Genomic DNA, 15,663 nt, shown 5'->3' with positions numbered 1-15,663 from the left:
CAGATGCCTGACCAGGACAAACTCCGCGACTATCTCAAGCGCGCCACCGCCGACCTGCAGAGCGCCAAGAGGCGCCTGCGCGAGGCCGAGGCCCGCGAGCACGAGCCGATCGCGATCGTCGGGATGAGCTGCCGCTACCCCGGCGGGATCGGTTCCCCCGAGGACCTGTGGGACCTGGTGGCCTCCGGCGGAGACGGGATCACCGGCTTCCCCCTCAACCGGGGCTGGGACGTCGACGGGCTGTACGACCCGGAGCCGGGCACGCCCGGCAAGTCGTACGCCCGCGAAGGCGGGTTCCTGCACGACGCCGACCGGTTCGACGCAGACTTCTTCAAGATCAGCCCCAAGGAGGCGCGGGAGACCGACCCCCAGCAGCGCCTGCTGCTGGAGACCTCCTGGGAGGCGCTGGAGCGCGCCACCATCGACCCGCACTCGCTGCGCGGCAGCCGCACCGGCGTGTACGCGGGCGTCGTCTACCACGACTACCCCTCCGACGGCGGGATCGGCGGCCTCGGCTCCATCGCCTCCGGCCGGATCTCCTACACCCTCGGCCTGGAGGGCCCCGCGGTCACCGTCGACACGGCCTGTTCCTCCTCGCTGGTCGCCCTGCACTGGGCGGTCAAGGCCCTGCGCGCCGGCGAGTGCGGCCTGGCGCTGGCCGGCGGTGTGACCGTGATGGCGACTCCGACCTCCTTCGTCGGCTTCAGCCAGGAGCGCGGCCTCGCCCCCAACGGCCGCTGCAAGTCCTTCGCCGCGGCCGCCGACGGCACCGGCTGGGGCGAGGGCGCCGGCATGCTCGTCGTCGAACGGCTCTCCGACGCCCGCAGGAACGGCCACCCGGTGCTCGCCGTCATCCGCGGCAGCGCCATCAACCAGGACGGCGCCTCCAACGGCATCACCGCCCCCAACGGCCCTTCCCAGCAGCGGCTGATCGAGCAGACGCTGGCCGGCGCGCAGCTCACCGCCGACCAGGTCGACGCGGTCGAGGCGCACGGTACGGGCACCACCCTCGGCGACCCGATCGAGGCGCAGGCGCTGCTCGCCACGTACGGCAAGGGCCGCCCCGCGGACCGGCCGCTGTGGCTGGGCTCGATCAAGTCGAACATCGGGCACGCGCAGGCCGCGGCCGGGGTCGGCGGCATCATCAAGATGGTCGAGGCGATCCGCCACGGCGTCCTGCCCAAGACCCTGCACGTGGACGAGCCGAGCCCCAAGGTGGACTGGTCGGCGGGGAACATCCGGCTGCTCACCGAAGCCGTCGCCTGGCCCGAGACCGGGGAGCCGCGGCGCGCCGCCGTCTCCGCGTTCGGCCTCAGCGGCACCAACGCTCACGTCATCATCGAGGCCGCGCCCGCCGAGGAAGCCGCGGAGGCCGAAGCCGCCGCGCCGGACGCCGCGGCCCCCGACGCCCCCGACGCCGCTGCCCCCGCGGTGCTCCCGCTGTCGGCGAAGACCGCCGACGCGCTGCGCGCCCAGGCCGCCAACCTGCTGGACCACCTGTCCTCCCTCGACGCCGCCGGGGACGAGGCGCCCGTACGCGACCTCGGCCACTCGCTGGCCACCACCCGCGCCGCGCTGGAGCACCGTGCCGTCCTCCTCGCCGCCGACCGCGAGGAGCTCGTACGGGGCCTTGCGGCCCTCGCCAAGGGCGACACCCCGGGCGACGCGGCCCGCGCCGTCGCCGAACCCGACGTCCGCACCGCCTTCCTCTTCTCCGGGCAGGGGGCCCAGCGCCTGGGCATGGGCCGCGAACTGCACGCCGCCTTCCCCGTCTTCGCCGAGGCCCTCGATGAGGCCGCCGCCGCACTCGACGCGCACCTCGACACCCCGCTGAAGGACGTGATGTGGGGTGAGGACGAGGAAGCACTGAACCGCACCGGCTACGCCCAGCCCGCGCTCTTCGCCGTCGAGACCGCCCTGTTCCGGCTCGTCCGCTCCTGGGGCCTGCGCCCGGACCAGCTGGCCGGCCACTCCATCGGCGAGATCACCGCGGCCCACGCCGCCGGCGTCCTCGACCTCGCCGACGCCGCCCGTCTCGTCACCGCGCGCGGCCGCCTGATGCAGGCCCTGCCCGCGGGGGGCGCGATGGCCGCGATCCAGGCCACCGAGGAGGAGGTCCGCCCCCACCTCACCGACGGCGTGGGCATCGCCGCGATCAACGGCCCGCGCTCGGTGGTGGTCTCCGGCGAACAGGACACCGTCCGCGCCATCGCCGCCCACTTCGGGCAGGAGGGCCGCAAGACCAAGGAGCTACGGGTCTCGCACGCCTTCCACTCCCCGCTCATGGACCCCATGCTGGAGGAGTTCCGCGCCGTCGCCCAGAGCGTGACCTTCAGCGAGGCCCGGATCCCCGTCGTGTCGAACCTGACCGGCCGCCCGGCCGGGCCCGGCGAGCTCCAGAGCGCCGACTACTGGGTCCGCCACGTCCGCGAGGCCGTCCGCTTCTCCGACGCCCTGCGCTCCCTCGAAGCCGACGGCGTCCGCATCCTGCTCGAACTGGGCCCGGACGCCGCGCTCACCCCGATGGCCGCCGACTCGCTCACGGACGGGGCCGGCGCCGTCATCGCGCCCGCCCTGCGCCGCGGCCGCGACGAGGAGCGCACGCTCCTGGCCGCCGTGGCCCAGGCGTTCGCCCGCGGGGCGGCCCTGGACTGGCCGGCCCTGTTCGCCGCCCGCCCGGCCGCCCGCCCGGCCCGCCGGCTGGCGCTGCCGACCTACGCCTTCCAGCACCGCAGCTTCTGGGCCGACACCGTCCCGGCCACCCCGGGACTGCTCGCCGCCGGGCAGGGCGCCGCCGGCGGCGCGGCCGACCCGGCCGACACCGCCTTCTGGGACTCCGTCGAGCACGCCGACGTCGACACGCTCGCCGACCGGCTGGAGATCGCCGCCGAGCCGCTGAACGAGGTGCTGCCCGCCCTCTCGAAGTGGCGCCGCCGCCACCGCGACGCGTACACGCTCGACTCCTGGCGCTACCGCGTCGTCTGGCAGCCCGCCCCCGAGGCCCTGCCCGCCCCGGCCCTGACCGGCACCTGGCTCGTCGCCGTGACCCCCGGGACCGCCGCCGACCCGCGGGTCCTGGCCGTGCTCGCGGCCCTCGCCGACAGCGGCGCCGCTCCCGAGACCGTCGAGGTCGACGGGGAGGACCGCGCCGCGCTCAGCGAGACGCTCCGTACGCGCATCGCCGCCGGGGTGCTCTCGCTGCTCTCCCTCGACGAGCGGACCCACCCCGGACACCCCGGCCTCTCCCGGGGCCTGGCCGCCACCATCACCCTGGTGCAGGCGCACGGCGACGCCGGCCTCACCGCCCCGCTGTGGCTCGCCACCGCCGAGGCGGCCGCGGTCGCCGGCTCCCACGAGGTCGCGGCCGTCACCCAGACCCCGCTGTGGGGCCTGGCCGGCGCCCTCGCCCTCGACCTCCCGCAGACCTGGGGCGGCATCGTCGACCTGCCCGCCGCCGTCGACGCCGCGGCGGCCCGGCAGCTCTGCTCCCTGCTCACCGGCGCCTCCGGCGAGGACGCCGCCGCGATCCGGCCGCAGGGCGTCTTCGTACGCCGCCTCGTCCGCGCCCCCCTCGCCGGCCAGGAGCCCCGCCGCACCTGGCAGCCCCGCGGCACCGTGCTCATCACGGGCGGCACCGGCGGCCTCGGCGCCCACGTGGCCCGTACGTTCGCCGCCGAGGGCGCCGAACACCTGCTGCTCACCAGCCGCCGCGGCCGCGCCGCGGCCGGAATGGACGAGCTGGAGGCCGAACTGACCGCCCTCGGCGCCCGCGTGAGCATCGAGGCCTGCGACGTCACCGACCGCGCCTCCCTGACCCGCGTCCTGGACTCCGTACCCGAGGACCAGCCGCTCACCGCCGTCGTCCACGCGGCCGGCGCGATGCAGCGCATCGCCCCGCTCGCCGACCTCTCCCTCGAAGAGTTCGCCGAGGTCGGCCACGCCAAGGTCGCCGGAGCCGTCCTCCTCGACGAACTGCTCGCCGACCAAGCGCTGGACGCCTTCGTCCTCTTCTCCTCCGGCGCGGCCGTGTGGGGCAGCGCAGGCCAGAGCGCCTACGCCGCCGCCAACGCCCACCTCGACGGCCTCGCCCACCGTCGCCGCGCCCAGGGCCGTACGGTGACCTCCGTCGCCTGGAGCTCGTGGGACGGCGGCATGGTCGACGCCGAACTGGGCGCCATGATGCGCCGGATCGGCGCCCCCGCCATGCGGCCCTCCATCGCCGTCGGCGCCCTGCGCCAGGTCATCGAGCACGACGAGAGCCACCTGGTGGTAGCCGAGTTCGACTGGGAGCGCTTCGTCCCCACGTACACCCTGGCCCGGCCCCGCCCGCTGCTGAACGCCCTGCCCGAGGTACGCGACATCCTCGCCGGGGCCGCCGACGGCGCGGCGGCGGGCGGCGGATCCGTACTGGTGGCCTCGCTGGCCGGCAAGCCGGAGGCGGAGCAGACCCGCGCCCTGCTGGACCTGGTCCGCGGCAAGGTCGCGGCCCTGCTCGGCTACGACTCCCCCGCGGAGCTGGAGCCGACCCGCGCCTTCGAGGACCTCGGCTTCGACTCCGTCGCCGCCGTCGAACTGCGGGCCCGCCTGAACGAGGCGACCGGCGCGAACCTCCCGAGCACGATGGTGTTCGACTACGCGACCCCCGCCGCGCTCGCCGCCTTCCTGCGCACCGAGCTGCTCCAGGACGGCGACGGCGGCCCGGCCGACGTGCTCACCGAGCTGGACCGCTTCGAGGAACTCGCCGCATCCCTCGACATCGAGCAGATCCGCTCCAGCCGGATCACCTCGCGGCTGCAGGCCCTGGTCGGCAGGCTCACCGACCTCCAGGGAACCGGCGAGATGGTCCGCGACCAGCTCGAATCCGCCTCGGCGGACGACGTCTTCGCCTTCATCGACAGAGAACTCGGCCTGGCCTGACCGAGCCCCCGAGCACGTTGCCGACACATTCATCAAAAGGACTCGGTGAGACCCGACATGGCAAATGACGAGAAGATCCTCGACTACCTGAAGAAAGTCACGGCCGATCTGCACCAGACCCGGCAGCGGCTCCAGGACGTCGAGGCTCAGACGCGGGAGCCGATCGCGATCGTGGCCATGAGCTGCCGCTTCCCCGGCGGGATCACCACGCCGGAAGAGCTGTGGCAGCTGGTGGCCGAGGGCCGCGACGCCGTGGCGGGCATGCCCACCGACCGCGGCTGGGACCTTGAGGCCCTGATGGACCCGAACCCCGACGCCCCCGGGTCGAGCTACGTCCACCAGGGCGGCTTCCTGGAGAACGCCGGCATGTTCGACCCCGGGTTCTTCGGGCTCAGCCCGCTGGAGGCCGAGGGCACCGACCCGCAGCAGCGCCTCACCCTCGAAGTGGCCTGGGAGGCCTTCGAGCGCGCCGGCATCGACCCGGAGACCCTGCGGGGCAGCCAGGTCGGCGTCTACATGGGCTCGGGCATCCAGGATTACGGAGACTACGAGGAAGGCGTTCCGGAGGCCGTCGAGGCGTTCATGGCGACCTCCCGCGCCTCGTCCGTCATCTCCGGCCGCGTCTCCTACACCCTGGGCCTGGAAGGCCCCGCCTTCACCGTCGACACCGCCTGCTCCTCCTCCCTGGTGGCCATCCACCTCGCCGCGCAGGCGCTGCGCCAGAACGAGTGCAAGCTGGCCCTGGCCGGCGGTGTGATGATCATGTCGACGGCGTCCCCGTTCGTCGCGTTCAGCAAGCAGAAGGGCCTGTCGCCCGACGGCCGCTGCAAGGCGTTCTCCGACGCGGCCGACGGCACCGGCTGGGCCGAGGGCGCCGCCGTCATCCTCCTGGAGCGCCTCTCCGACGCCCGCCGCAACGGGCACGAGGTCCTCGCGGTGATCCAGGGCTCCGCGATCAACCAGGACGGCGCCTCGAACGGGCTGACCGCGCCCAACGGCCCCGCCCAGCAGAAGGTGATCCGCCAGGCCCTGGCCAACGCCGAGATCCCCGGCGCCCACGTCGACCTCGTCGAGGCCCACGGCACCGGCACCACCCTCGGCGACCCCATCGAGGCGCAGGCCCTGCTCGCCACCTACGGCCAGGACCACACCGCCCAGCGGCCGCTGCGGCTCGGCTCGTTCAAGTCGAACATCGGCCACGCCCAGGGCGCGGCCGGCGTCGGCGGCGTCATCAAGACCGTCATGGCGATCCGCAACGGCCTGATGCCGCGCACCCTGCACGTCTCCGAGCCGTCCAGCCACGTCGACTGGAACGCCGGCCACGTCGAGCTGCTGACCGAGGCCCTGCCCTGGCCGAAGGCCGAGGACCACGCCCGCACCGCAGGCGTCTCCGCGTTCGGCCTGAGCGGCACCAACGCCCACGTCATCATCCAGGAGGCGCCGGAGCCGGCCGCTCCTGAAGAGGTTTCCGAGACCCCCGCGGTCCCGTCCGTCGCCTCCCCGGTCCTGCCGTACGTGGTCTCCGCGCGCGGCGCCCAGGCCCTGCGCGGACAGGCCGCCAAGCTGGCCGCCTTCGTTCGCGAGCGCGCCGCCGACCGGAACGCCGCCGAGGACCCGCGCGACATCGGCCACGCCCTGATCACCCGCCGCACCGCCTTCGACCACCGCGCCGTCGTCCTCGGCGGCGACCGGGACGCCCTGCTGGCCGGGCTCGACACCCTCGCCGACGGCGGCAAGGCACCGCACCTGGTCCGCGGCACCGCCTCCGGCTCCCCGCAGGTCGCCTTCGTCTTCCCCGGCCAGGGCTCGCAGTGGATCGGCATGGCCGTCGAACTCCTCGACTCCTCCCCGGTGTTCGCCGAGCGGATGCGGGCGTGCGCCGAAGCCCTCGCCCTGTTCACCGACTGGGACCTGCTCGACGTCGTACGCGGTGAGCCCGGCGCCCCCACGTACGACGAGGTCGACGTCGTCCAGCCGGTGCTGTGGGCCGTCATGGTCTCGCTCGCCGAGCTGTGGCGCTCCTTCGGCGTCGAACCGGCCGCCGTCGTCGGCCACTCCCAGGGCGAGATCGCGGCGGCCACCGTCGCCGGCGCCCTGTCCCTGGAGGACGGCGCCCGCGTCGTCGCCCTCCGCAGCAAGATCATCCGGTCCGGGCTGGCCGGCCGCGGCGGCATGATGTCCGTACGCCTGCCCTCCGCCGAGGTCCGCGAGCTCATCGCCCGCTGGGACGGCCGCCTCCAGCTCGCCGTCGTCAACAGCCCCACCTCCGTCGTCGTCTGCGGCCACCCCGACGACCTCGACGCGCTGTACGCCCACCTGGAGGCGGACGGGGTCCAGGCCCGCAAGATCCCCGTGGACTACGCCTCGCACTCCGTCTTCGTCGAGGAGATCCGCGACGAGGTCCGCGAAGCCCTCTCCGGCGTGACCCCCCGCTCCGCCGACGTCTCCTTCTACTCCACCGTCGTCGGCGCCCCCGTCGACACCGCCACCCTCGACGCCGACTACTGGTACCGCAACCTGCGCCAGACCGTCCTCTTCGAGGAGACCACCCGCGCCCTCCTCGACGACGGCTTCACCGTCTTCGTCGAGGCCAGCCCCCACCCCGGCCTGCTCGTCGGCCTCGCCGAGACCGTCTCCGCCGTCGGCGTCAGCGCCGCGCCCGTCGGCTCGCTGCGCCGCGGCGAAGGCGGCATCGAGCGGTTCGCCACCTCGCTGGCCGAGGCCTGGGTGGCGGGCGCGCCCGTCGACTGGAGCCTCTTCCACGGCGCCGCCCCCGCCCGCCCCGTCGACCTGCCGACGTACGCCTTCCAGCGCGAGCACTACTGGGCGCCGGCCCCCGCCGCCGCGGGCGACGTCGAGGCCGCCGGCCTCGATCCGGCCGGCCACCCGCTGCTCGGCGCCGTCGTCACCTCGCCCGACAGCGAGGGCCTCACGCTGACCGGCCGCCTCTCCACCGCCACCCACGGCTGGCTCGCCGACCACCGGGTCGGCGACCAGGTCTTCTTCCCCGGCACCGGCTTCGTCGAACTGGCCGTCCTGGCCGGTGACCGGGCCGGCTGCACCACCGTCGAGGAACTGACCCTGGAGGCCCCGCTGGTGCTGCCCGCGCGCGGCGGAGTCGCCGTACGGGTCACCGTCGACGCCCCCGACCCGGCCGGCCGCCGGGCCGTGACCGTCCATTCGCGCGGCGAGGACACCGGCCTGTCCTGGACCCGGCACGCGGTCGGCACCCTCGGCCGCACCGCCGCCCCCGCCCGCCCCTTCGACACCACCGCGTGGCCGCCCGCCGGCGCCGAGCCCGTCGACCTCGACGGGTTCTACGAGAACGTCGCCGCGGAGGGCCTGAACTACGGGCCCGTGTTCCGGGGCCTGGCCGCCGCCTGGCGCCTGGGCGAGGACGTGTACGCCGAGGCCGCCCTGCCCGACGCCGCCGACGGCTCCGCGTACGGACTGCACCCGGCGCTGCTCGACGCGGCCCTGCACACCGTCGCGCTGACCGGCGTCACCGGAGACCAGGCGGCCCTGCCGTTCGCCTGGTCCGGGGTCACCCTCTCCGCCGAGGGCGCCGCCGCCGTCCGCGTCCGGGTCAGCGCACTCGGCGACGGCGAGGTCGCCGTCGACCTCGCCGACTCCGCCGGGCAGCCCGTCGCCTCGGTGGACTCCCTCGTCCTGCGGCCGCTCACCGACGACCGGCTCGCCCAGGAGCGCTCCCTCACCCGGGACGCCCTGTTCCGCATCGACTGGCAGGCCCTCCCGGCGGCCGCCGCCGAAGCCTCGCTCACGACGTGGGATGCGGCGCGGTCCGAGGCGGCACGGTCCGACGGCGGCGAACCCGCCGACGTGGTCCTGTGGGACGCCCCCGCCGGCACCGGCGCCGAGGCAGCCCGCACCGCCGCGCACGCCGCCCTCGCCGTCACCCAGGAGTGGCTCGCCGACGAGCGGTACGCCGGATCGGTCCTCGTCGTCCGCACCCGCGGCGCCGTCGCCGCCCGCACCGGCGAGGACGTCACCGACCTGGCCGGCGCCACCATATGGGGCCTGGTCAAGTCGGCCCAGTCCGAGAACCCCGGCCGCATCGTCCTCGCCGACGCGGCCACCGAAGCCGACGTCCTGACCGCGTACGCCGCCGGCGAGTCCCAGATCGCCGTCCGCGACGGCATCGCGTACGCCCCGCGCCTGGTCCGCTCCGCCGCCGGCGGCGACGACGAAGCCCCCGCGTTCGCCGCCGACGGTACGGTCCTGCTCACCGGCGGCACCGGCATGCTGGGCCGGCTCTTCGCCCGCCACCTGATCACCGAGCAGGGCGTCGGCCGCCTGCTGCTGACGAGCCGCCGCGGCTCCGAGGCCGAGGGCGCCGCCGAACTCGCAGCCGAGCTCACGGAGCTGGGCGCCCACGTCGAGATCGCCGCCTGCGACGCCGCCGACCGGGGCGCCCTCGCCGCCCTCCTGGCCGCCGTACCCGCCGAGCACCCCCTCACCGGGGTCATCCACCTCGCCGGCGTACTCGACGACGGCATCCTCGGCTCGCTCACCCCCGAGCGCCTCGACGCCGTGCTGCGCCCCAAGGTCGACGCGGCCCTCAACCTGCACGAGCTCACCGCCGACGCCGACCTCGCGGCCTTCGTCCTCTTCTCCTCCGTCGCCGGAATCTTCGGCAACCCCGGCCAGGCCAACTACGCGGCCGCCAACGCCTTCCTGGACGGCCTCGCCGCCCACCGCCAGGCCCACGGCCTGCCCGCCCAGTCCCTCGCCTGGGGCTTCTGGGGCGAGGCCAGCGGTATGACCGGCGCCCTCACGGACGCCGAGCGCTCCCGCATCTCGCAGGGCGGCGTCTACCCGATCTCCTCCGAAGAGGGCGTCGCCCTCTTCGACGCCGCACGCGCCGCGGGCGACGCCACGCTGGTCCCCGTCAAGCTGGACCTCGGCGCGATCCGCGCCCAGGGCGCGAGCGCCCGCGAGGTGTTCCGCTCCCTCGCCCCGGTCACCGCCCGCCGCAAGGCCGGAGGGAAGATCGAGGCCGGCGCCCTCCAGCAGCGGCTGGCCTCCCTCCCCGAAGCCGACCGCGAGGAGGTCCTCGTCGAGCTGGTGCTGCGCCAGGTCGCCGACGTACTGGGCTTCAGCTCCACCCAGGCCATCGAGCCGGAACGGGCGTTCAAGGAGCTCGGCTTCGACTCCCTGCGCGCCGTCGAGTTCCGCAACGGCCTCGCCGAGGCCACCGGCCTGCGCCTGCCCGCCACCGTCGTCTTCGACTACCCCAACCCCCTGACCCTCGCCCGCCACCTGCTCACCGAAGTGTCCGGACTGCCGGCCGCCGCGCAGCCCGCCACCCGCAAGGCCGCGGCCCGGGCCGCCGACGACGACCTCATCGCCATCGTCGGCATGGCCTGCCGCTACCCCGGCGGCATCACCTCGCCCGCCGGCCTGTGGCAGGCCGTCGCCGACGGCGTCGACGCGATCTCCGACTTCCCGCGGGACCGCGGCTGGGACTTGGCCCGCATCTACGACCCGACCGGCGCCCGCCCCGACACCAGCTACGTCGCCCAGGGCGGATTCCTCCACGACGCGGGCGACTTCGACCCCGACTTCTTCGGGATCAGCCCCAACGAGGCGCTCATCATGGACCCGCAGCAGCGCCTGCTGCTGGAGGCGTCCTGGGAGGCGTTCGAGGACGCCGGCATCGACCCGCGCACCCTCAAGGGCAGCAGGACCGGCGTCTACTCCGGGATGATGTACCACGACTACGCGCACAACGCGTCCACGGGCGGCATCGCCTCGGGCCGGGTCTCCTACGTCCTCGGCGTCGAAGGCCCGTCCATGACGGTCGACACCGCCTGCTCCTCCTCCCTCGTCTCCCTGCACCTGGCCATCCAGGCGCTGCGCTCCGGCGAGTGCACCCTCGCCCTGGCCGGCGGCGTCACCGTGATGTCCGACCCCGAGGTCTTCGTCGAGTTCAGCCGCCAGAAGGGCATGGCCAAGGACGGCCGCTGCAAGTCCTTCGCGGGCGCCGCCGACGGCGCCGCCTGGTCCGAGGGCGTCGGCGTCCTCGTCGTCGAGCGGCTCTCGGACGCCCGCGCCAACGGCCACCGGGTCCTGGCCGTCGTACGCGGCTCCGCCGTCAACCAGGACGGCGCCTCCAACGGGCTCACCGCCCCCAACGGCCCCTCGCAGCAGCGGGTCATCCGCACCGCCCTGGAGAGCGCCGGACTGACCACGGCCGACGTCGACGTCGTCGAGGCCCACGGCACCGGCACCACCCTCGGCGACCCGATCGAGGCCCAGGCCGTCCTCGCCACCTACGGCCAGGACCGCGACGAGGACAAGCCGCTGTGGCTCGGCTCCCTCAAGTCGAACATCGGACACGCCCAGGCCGCAGCCGGCGTCGGCGGCGTCATCAAGATGGTGCAGGCCCTGCGCCACGGCCTGATGCCGAAGACCCTGCACGTCGACGAGCCCACCCCGGTCGTCGACTGGGAGGCGGGCAACGTCAAGCTGCTCACCGAGCCGGTCGCCTGGCCCGCCCGGGCCGGCCGCCCGCGCCGCGCCGGCATCTCCTCCTTCGGCCTCAGCGGCACCAACGCCCACGTCATCCTCGAAGAGGCCCCCGCCCCCGCCGCGACGGCCCCGGCCGGCGGGCACCGCGAACTGCCGCTCGTACCGGTCGTGCTGTCGGCCCGCAGCCCGCAGGCCCTCACCGAGCAGGCCGAGCGCCTCCACGCCCACGTCACCGAGGACACTGAGCTCTCGTCGGCCGCCCTGACCGACCTGGCCTACTCGGCCGCCACCTCCCGCACCCCGCACGAGCACCGCGCCGCGGTGGTCGCCGAGAGCCGCGAGGAGCTGCTGGCCGGACTGTCCGCGCTGGCCGAGGGCGCGCCCGCCACCGTCCTCACCGGCGTCGGCGTGGTCCGGGGCGCCGTACGGGACGGCAAGCCGGCCTTCCTGTTCACCGGCCAGGGCGCCCAGCGCCCGGGCATGGGCCGTGAACTGCACGCCGCCTTCCCGGTGTTCGCCCGCGCCCTGGACGAGGTGGTCGCCGCACTCGACGCCTACCTCGACACCCCGCTGTACGAGGTGATGTGGGGCGAGTCCGCCGAGGACGAGGCGCTGCTGAACAGCACCGCCTACACCCAGCCCGCGCTCTTCGCGATCGAGACGGCGCTGTTCCGGCTCGTCGAGTCCTGGGGCGTCCGCCCGGCCTTCCTGGCCGGCCACTCCATCGGCGAGATCACCGCGGCCCACGCGGCCGGGGTCCTGTCCCTGCAGGACGCGGCCCGCCTCGTCGCCGCCCGCGGCCGCCTGATGCAGGCCCTGCCCGAGGGCGGCGCCATGGCCGCCATCGAGGCCGCGGAGGAGGAGGTCCTGCCGCACCTGGGCGACACGGTCGGGATCGCCGCGATCAACAGCCCGCGCTCGATCGTGGTCTCCGGCGAGGAGGACGCGGTCGACGCGATCACCGCCGTCTTCACCGCGCTCGGCCGCAAGACCACCCGCCTCCGCGTCTCGCACGCCTTCCACTCGCCGCTCATGGACCCGGTCCTCGCCGAGTTCCACCTGGTCGCCGAGAACGTGACCTACCACCAGCCGAAGATCCCGGTGGTCTCCGGCGTCCACGGCGAGATCAGCGAGGACTGGGGCACCCCGGACTACTGGACCCGCCACCTGCGCGAGGCCGTCCGCTTCTCCGACACCGTCCGCCACCTGCACGGCCAGGGCGTCACCCGCTTCATCGAGCTCGGCCCCGACGCCGTCCTGACCGCCCTGACCCGTACGACCCTCGACGGCGAGGAGGTCGTCGTCGAGCCGGTCCTGCGCAAGAACCGCCCCGAGTCGCGCACCCTGCTCACCGCGCTGGCCCACCTGCACGCCTCGGGCACGCGGATCGACTGGCAGGCGTACTACGGCGCCACCGCGGCCCGCCGCGTCGACCTGCCGACGTACGCCTTCCAGCGCCGGCGGTTCTGGATCCTGGACGGCCAGGGCGGCGGCGACGCCACCTCGCTGGGCCTCTCGACCGTCGACCACCCCCTGCTCGGCGCGGTGATCTCCACGCCCGAGACGGACGGGATCGTGCTCACGGGCCGCCTCGCCGTCTCCGCCCAGCCCTGGCTGGCCGACCACAAGGTCGGCGAGACCGTACTCTTCCCCGGCACCGGATTCATCGAGCTGGCCGTCCAGGCGGGCGACCGGATCGGCTGCCCGGCCGTGGACGAACTGACGCTGGAGGCCCCGCTGGTGCTCCCGCAGCACGGCGGAGTCGCGGTACGGGTCGCGGTCGGCGCCCCCGACGAGGCGGGCCGGCGCCCGGTGACCTTCCACTCGCGCGGCGAGGACGAGGACCTGCCCTGGGTCCGGCACGCGGTGGGCACGCTCGGCGCGGCCGCCGCCGAGCCCGTACGCCCCTTCGACGCGACGGACTGGCCGCCCGCCGGCGCCGAACCGGTCGACCTCGACGGGTTCTACGCCGACGTGGCCGAGGCGGGCCTGGCCTACGGGCCCGTGTTCCAGGGCATGCGGGCCGCCTGGCGCTCCGGCGACGACGTGTACGCCGAGGTCGCGCTGCCCGACGGCGTGGAACCGGACGGATACGGCCTCCACCCCGCGCTGCTCGACGCGGCACTGCACCCGGTCGCCCTCTCCGGCGTGACCGGCGGAGAGGCCGCCCTGCCGTTCGCCCTCTCCGGGGTCTCGCTCGCCGCGGAGGGAGCCGCCGCCCTGCGCGTACGGGTCTCCGCCCGCGGCGAGGGCTCGGTCTCGGTCGACCTCGCGGACGCCTCCGGGGTCCCCGTGGCCTCGCTCGCCTCGCTGATGCTGCGCCCGCTGGCACCCGACCAGCTGGGCGCGGAGGGCCGCTCGGTGGTCCGGGACGCACTGTTCCGGATCGACTGGCAGCCGCAGACACAGCCGCAGCCGCAGGCCGCGGCGGCCGACGGCCGGTCCGTGGCCGCATGGCAGTCCCTCGGCGACGGCCCGCTCGCGGACACCGTCGTCTGGGACGCGCCCGCCGGTGTGGGCGCCGCCGCCGTGCACACCGCCGTCGGCCAGGCCCTGGAGGTCCTCCAGCAGTGGCTGGCCGACGAGGCCTTCGAGGGCTCGACGCTCGTCGTCCGGACCCGCGGCGCGGTCGCGGTGGCGGACGAGGAGGTGAGCGACCTCGCCGGCGCCGCCGTCTGGGGCCTGGTGAAGACCGCCCAGTCGGAGAACCCCGGCCGCCTGGTCCTCCTCGACACGGACGCCACGGATGCCGCGGACTTCGCGGACGCCGCCCTCGCGGTGGCCTCCGGCGAACCGCAGGCCGCGCTGCGGTCCGCAGCCGTCCACGCCCCGCGCCTCGTACGGGCGGCGGCGGAGGCCGACACCGCCGCCGGGCCCGCAGAGTTCGCCGCCGACGGCACGGTGCTGATCACCGGCGGTACGGGCATGCTGGGCCGCCTGTTCGCCCGGCACCTGATCACCGAACGCGGTGTGCGCCGCCTGCTGCTGACGAGCCGTCGCGGCCCGGCGGCCGAGGGCGCGGCCGAACTCGTCGCGGAACTCGGATCGCTCGGCGCCGAGGTGGAGATCGCAGCGTGCGACACCTCCGACCGCGAGGCCCTCGCCGCACTCCTCGCGGCCGTCCCGGCCGCCCACCCGCTCACGGGCGTCATCCACATGGCCGGCGTCCTGGACGACGGCATCCTCGGCTCGCTGACGCCCGAGCGCGTGACCGCGGTCCTTCGGCCCAAGGTCGACGCCGCCCTGCACCTGCACGAGCTGACCGCGGGCCTGGACCTGGCCGCGTTCATCCTCTTCTCCTCGGTCGCCGGCGTCCTCGGCAACCCGGGCCAGGCCAACTACGCGGCCGCCAACGCCTTCCTCGACGCCCTCGCGACGTACCGCCGCGCCCAGGGACTGCCCGCCCAGGCCCTCGCCTGGGGACCGTGGGCGGCCGAGGAGGCCGGCGGCGGCATGGCCGGCGAGCTGGCCGCCGCCGACAGCGGCCGTATGAGCCGGATCGGCATCGAGACGCTGTCGGGCAGCGCGGGCACCGAGGTGTTCGACGCGGCCCACGCCCTCGGCGCACCCGCGCTCGTGACGATCCTGCTGAACACGAAGGCGATGCGGAGCGCATCCGACCTCCCGGACCTGTTCCGGAGCCTGGTGCCCGCCCGCTCCCGCCGCCGCGCGGACTCCGGCTCCACGGTCGACGTGGCGGCGTTCCGCCGCCGGATGGCCGGCCTGTCGGAGGCCGCCCGTACCGACGAGCTCGTCGATCTCGTACGGGCCCACGCGGCCGCGATCCTCGGCCACGCGGGAGCGACGTCCATCGGCAAGAGCCGCGAGTTCAAGGAGCTCGGATTCGATTCGCTGTCCGCGGTCGAATTCCGCAACAGCCTCGCCGAGGCCACCGGACTGCGACTGCCGGCCACGCTCGTCTTCGACTACCCCAACTCCCAGGCCCTCGCCGAGTACTTCGCCGAGGAGCTCAGGCCGAAGGACGGCGGTGACGGGACCGGCGACGCGGCCGACCCCGACTCCGACGAGGGCAGGATCCGCCGCCTGCTCCAGACGGTCCCCATGGCCCGTCTGCGCGAGCTGGGCCTGGTGGACACGCTCCTCGAACTCGCCGACGGACGAACGCACACCACGGAGTCCAAGGCGGTCGCCGCGGAGGAAGAGGCGATCGACGACATGGACGCCGAGAGTCTGATCAACATGGCGCTCGACGGTCTCGGGCTGGACGACGCGATACAGGGAATGTGAGAAGCC

The 15,663-nt window shown here is 75.0% G+C and carries 2 protein-coding genes; both read left to right on the top strand.

Going from position 1 to position 15,663, the window contains the following annotated elements:
* The first annotated feature begins 3 nt into the window (after positions 1 to 3).
* A complete protein-coding gene (locus OG509_RS41385) occupies positions 4 to 4,917 on the top strand; it encodes a type I polyketide synthase (RefSeq protein ID WP_331742337.1) in 4,914 nt (1,637 codons plus the stop codon).
* Between the two features lie 57 nt (positions 4,918 to 4,974).
* Complete coding sequence (locus tag OG509_RS41380; RefSeq protein ID WP_331742334.1) at positions 4,975 to 15,657, top strand: type I polyketide synthase; 10,683 nt, start codon at positions 4,975 to 4,977, stop codon at positions 15,655 to 15,657.
* Positions 15,658 to 15,663: the final 6 nt, after the last annotated feature.

Origin of the sequence: Streptomyces sp. NBC_01006 (genome assembly GCF_045162725.1) — a bacterium.
GTDB lineage: Bacteria > Actinomycetota > Actinomycetes > Streptomycetales > Streptomycetaceae > Streptomyces.
The sequence above is the reverse complement of the archived record's forward strand: the minus strand, read 5'-3'. Positions and strand labels throughout refer to the sequence as shown.